The sequence below is a fragment of the Parafrankia sp. Ea1.12 genome (genome assembly GCF_900465275.1).
Classification (GTDB): Bacteria; Actinomycetota; Actinomycetes; order Frankiales; family Frankiaceae; genus Parafrankia; species Parafrankia soli.
Genome location: NZ_UBIZ01000480.1, coordinates 1 through 4,523 on the forward strand (window position 1 = coordinate 1; position 4,523 = coordinate 4,523).

The following is a 4,523-nucleotide window of genomic DNA, read 5'->3' on the forward strand; positions in this document are numbered from 1 at the left end:
CCCCCCAGGCTCGGCATCCCCCTCGACCGACATCGACACCGACACCGACTTCGCCCCAGCCGGTCACGCCGACGCGGACACCCAGCCCCTCATCTACCGGGCCAGCTAACGTTCGCCGTCCGGGTTCATCGATGCGTCGGGGACCCCGCACCCACAAGCTGGAGCAGCGCCTGACTCAGGCCGGTCAGGGCACGTCGCGCCGCGTGGTGAGGACGCGACCGGCGGTGGCCGCGAGCGCCGACCAAGCGGCAAGTACGAGGGCGCCGACGGCCGGTGGGAGCAGGATGTCGGGGTCCTGCCCCATCAGAGCGAAGCCGGCCTGGCCGGGGGCGAGCCGTCCGACGTCGGGAATATAGGCGATCAGCAGGTTCTCGATGAACAGCAGCCAGGTGGCCAGACCAACCAGGGCGGTGACCTGATTACGCAGGATCGCGCCCAGACCGAGACCGAAGGCGGCCCACAGCGCGCCCACCAGGGCCCCGCCAAGAAGGAGACGCACGACATCGGGGTGGGCGAGGGCGATGTCGATGCCACGACCAGCGAGGACAGAGCTTCCGACGACGATGGCGACGAGTTCCACGGCGAACCCGAACGTTGCCCCGGTGAGGGCGCTCGCGCCGAGCTTGGCGGTCAGGACCTGTCCTCGCCGCGGGGTGACGAGGAACGTCGAGCGGATCGTTCCATGACGGAACTCGGTGGCGATGGTCATCGCGCCGCCGATCCCGGCGAACAGGGCTGCGAGGACTCCCCAGCCGAACACCCGCATCTGATCTGTGACGGTTACCAGCTGGTCTGGGCTGAGGCTGAACGCATGGAGGGCCACCGCGAACAGGCCGAGACCGAGCAGGGTCAGCAGCAGGGTGAGGTCGGTGCGGGTCGAGCGCTGCTTGCGCAGTTCGGCGGCGAGGACGGTGTTCACGCGGCCACCTCGGAGGTGACGGCGAGGTAGACCTCTTCGAGCGTCTGCCCGTCCGCGGTCAGCTGATCGAGCCGACCCTGTGTTGCCAGCCGACCTCGGTGGAGTATCAGTACCTGGTCGACGGTCTGACTGACCTCGGCGAGGACGTGGCTGGAGACGAGGACTGCCCCGCCCCGCTCGGCGAATCCGCGCAGCATCGCGCGCAGCCACTGCATCCCTGCTGGATCGAGGCCGTTCGCAGGCTCGTCGAGGACGAGTAGGCGGGGTTCACCGAGAAGGGCTCCGGCGAGCCCGAGCCGCTGACGCATCCCCAGGGAGTAGGTCCGCACCCGTCGGTCAGCCGCCGCGTCGAGCTCGACCATGGCAAGCACCTCCTCGACGCGGGTATCGGGGATCCCGGCGGCCAGCGCGAGGACACGCAGGTGCTCGCGGCCGGAGCGGGCGGGGTGAAGGTCATGAACGTCCAGCACCGCACCGACTTGCCTCGCGGGACTACCCAGGTCCTGATATGGATGGCCGAGGATGAGGGCCTCGCCGGAACTCGGCGTGGCCAGGCCGAGCAGAAGCCGAAGTGTTGTGGTCTTCCCTGCTCCGTTCGGGCCGAGAAATCCGGTGACGGTTCCCTTCTCCAAGGCGAAGGTCAGGTCGTCGAGCACGACGGTGTCGCCGTAGCGTTTACTCAGCGAGCGCACGCTGACGATCGCGTCGTGGGTCGACGCCAAGGCTGTGGGCCTCACATCGCCGGTCCGGTGGTCCATGCGCAACTCCTCACGGTGATGTCTGGTTGTCTGTCCGGCACCGATCGTGTCGGTACCAGGGTGCGGTGGCATCGGCCGTGGGAAGCGGGTCGTCTACTCCTGTAGGCGTATGCGCGCCGGGCAGGGCGCGGTTAGATTCGGCTCATGGGACGCGGGCAGATCTCCGCTGTGGACGCCGCCGTCCCGATCCTGGTCGGTGCCGTGATCACCGCCGGAATCGTCGTTCGTGCGCAGACCGAAACCGTCCACACGGCGCTACCACTGGGACTGGCCGCAGCCGCGGCTCTGGCGGCACGCCACCGCGCTCCTGTGATCACACTCGCCGTTACCGGTGGCCTCGTTCTCGGCTTGTGTACCATCGAGCCCGCGGCCGGCGCCGCGGCCGTCTTCGCACCCGCCGCGGCGCTGTACTCGGTGGGACTGCGCCGCGGCCGGGCCCATCAGGTCGTCGCGGCGCTCGCGGCCGTCGCCGCGATCCTCGCCACCGACCTCTTCCTCACCAGCCCGGCCACCATCGCCCCGCATACTCTCGGCCACGCCGCTCTCGTTGCCATACCGATGCTCGCCGCCGACACACTGCGGACCCGCCGTTCCTACGTGTCGCTGCTGCTGGAGCGCGTCGAACTCGCCGAACAGTCCCGTGAGCAGGAAGCACGGCGGCTCATCGAGCAGGAACGGCTACGGATCGCCCGGGACCTGCACGACGTCGTCGCACACACCCTGACGACCATCAACGTCCAGGCCAGCGTCGCGGCGCACCTGCTCGACGACAAGGCCGGACACGCCCGAGCGGCCCTCGCGACGATCGCCGACGCCAGCCGCGACGCCCTCGACGAGATCCGGGCCGTCGTCGGAGTCCTGCGCGATCGCGACTCCGACAGCGGCCCTGCCAGAGCGCCACTCGAACCGACTCCCGCCGTCGAAACCATTCACGACCTCGTCGCCCGGCTCCGCGACAGCGGCTTCGACGTCACCGTCCGAGTACAGGGTGAGCAGCCCGAACGGATACCGGATGCGGTCGGTCTCGCGACCTACAGGATCGTCCAGGAATCACTGACCAACGTCCGCCGCCACGCCCCCGGCGCATCCGCACAGGTCGGCCTCACCTTTACCGCGACGCAGATGCTCATCACCATCGAGAACCCGACCGAGCCTGCGGGAATAGGCGTCGGGACGGGCACTGACACCGCGGCCGCAGCCGGGGCTGCCGGCAAGAGCGAGGTTGGTGCCGGAGTCGGAATCATCGGGATGACCGAACGAGCGGCAGCGATCGGCGGAACTCTCGCGGCGACCCGGATACCGCACGGATTCCGGGTGTCCGCCGAGCTGCCCTACCGCCCAGCACCGGCAGTCACATGACGCGCGTTCTGATCGCCGACGACCAAGCCGCGGTACGCGGCGGCTTCGCCGCCCTCGTCGCGGCCGAGAGCGGGCTGGTGCTGGCCGGTGAGGCCAGCAACGGACGCCAGGCCGTCGACATCGCCCGGCGAGTGCTTCCGCATGTGGTGCTGATGGACATCCGCATGCCCGTTCTCGACGGACTGGAAGCAACCCGCCTCATCAGCACCGACCCGACCCTCACCCGCACCCGGGTCCTCATCCTCACCACATTCGACCTGGACGAGTACGTCTACACAGCACTGCGGGCCGGAGCCAGTGGCTTCCTCCTCAAAGACGCCGGACCCCGCGAACTGCTCCACGCTATCCGCGTCGTCGCAGCCGGCGATGCACTGATCGCACCGTCCGTGACCCGCCGGCTGATCACCGAGTTCGCCGCCCGCCGCGACCCAAGCGTGCCCCCCGCGACGCTGGCGACCCTCACCAACCGGGAACGCGACATCCTTCGCCTCGTCGCCCGCGGCCTCACCAACGCCGAGATCGCCGGCCGACTCCTCATCAGCCCCCTCACCGCCAAAACCCACATCAGCAACATCCTCGCCAAACTCGACCGCCGCGACCGCGCACAACTCGTGACCCTCGCCTACGAAACCGGCTTCGTCTCGCCCGGCGACAAAGATCGGACAGTCGAAAGCTGCTGAGCCCTCGAGGGACACGGCAGGCTGGTGCACGCCGCCAGTGGATGGATCGGCGAGGCGCTCGGGCTCGACCGCGGCGACGTCGGCTGGGACACCGCCCAGCTGACCGTGACCGGCAATAAAGGCCGCACTCTTAAAGTGCCCCCCTCCACCTCACGACCGTAAAAATGCTCGCCGACTACGCGGCCCGCCGCGACCAGCTCTGCCCGACCGCGGAAGTGCGCTGATTCGAAATTTCTGAACGCTGTTCGACGGCGAACTCAGTGCGCCGCGACGTGTGCGACGATCCCGGAGGTAAGGGCTCGCCCGCTTCGTTTTGTCTGTAAGGGCGGATATGTATGCTGCCGTATTCGACGATTGGCTTCTGTCGACTGCAATCCTCGTAGGGGCAGCCATTGCGAGGACTGCCCGCATGGTCGCCTGGCTACTTCACCGCCGCTCCAGGGGCGGATCATCGACGGGGCGTCGCTGCGATGGCGGTCGGGCGGCCAGTCGCCGCAGCAGGCGCGCACGGCGAACAGCGGCGGTCTGGCTGTCGCGCGCCGCGTAGGTCATAGCCACAGCACCCTTTCGGGGATCACACCCAGCCGGTGGCTGTTGGGCTCCAAAATCCGGGTGCGGCCTGTGAGCTGCTCTTTTGTAGCCCGGGTGATCGCCTGTGGAGGTCGTCAGGCGGCGTTGCGGTATTCGTTGATCTTGCGCCACGAGCGTGAAGGGAGACTCTGATCTTGAGATAGACAGGGATCTTCTGGAGCGGTGCTCCATGGGAGATGGAGGTATGGCCCTCCGTGGCCGCCATGCGGGGGGTGG

General features: G+C 68.4%; 4 protein-coding genes. 2 read left to right on the plus strand and 2 right to left on the minus strand.

Annotation, left to right across the window (positions count from 1 at the left end):
- Nucleotides 1-184: 184 nt before the first annotated feature.
- On the minus strand, nucleotides 185-919 hold the full coding sequence (locus FMEAI12_RS28865) for an ABC transporter permease (protein WP_112108544.1): 735 nt from the start codon (nucleotides 917-919) through the stop codon (nucleotides 185-187).
- A complete protein-coding gene (locus FMEAI12_RS28870; protein ID WP_235014728.1) occupies nucleotides 916-1,641 on the minus strand; it encodes an ABC transporter ATP-binding protein in 726 nt (241 codons plus the stop codon). The genes FMEAI12_RS28865 and FMEAI12_RS28870 overlap by 4 nt, the downstream gene beginning before the upstream one ends.
- Nucleotides 1,642-1,821: 180 nt before the next feature.
- Between FMEAI12_RS28870 and FMEAI12_RS28875 the strand changes: the two genes are divergently transcribed.
- On the plus strand, nucleotides 1,822-3,036 hold the full coding sequence (locus FMEAI12_RS28875; protein ID WP_112108546.1) for a sensor histidine kinase: 1,215 nt from the start codon (nucleotides 1,822-1,824) through the stop codon (nucleotides 3,034-3,036).
- Nucleotides 3,033-3,716, plus strand: coding sequence for a response regulator transcription factor (locus FMEAI12_RS28880; protein ID WP_112108547.1), 684 nt, complete (start codon nucleotides 3,033-3,035; stop codon nucleotides 3,714-3,716). The genes FMEAI12_RS28875 and FMEAI12_RS28880 overlap by 4 nt, the downstream gene beginning before the upstream one ends.
- The last annotated feature ends 807 nt before the right edge of the window (nucleotides 3,717-4,523 follow it).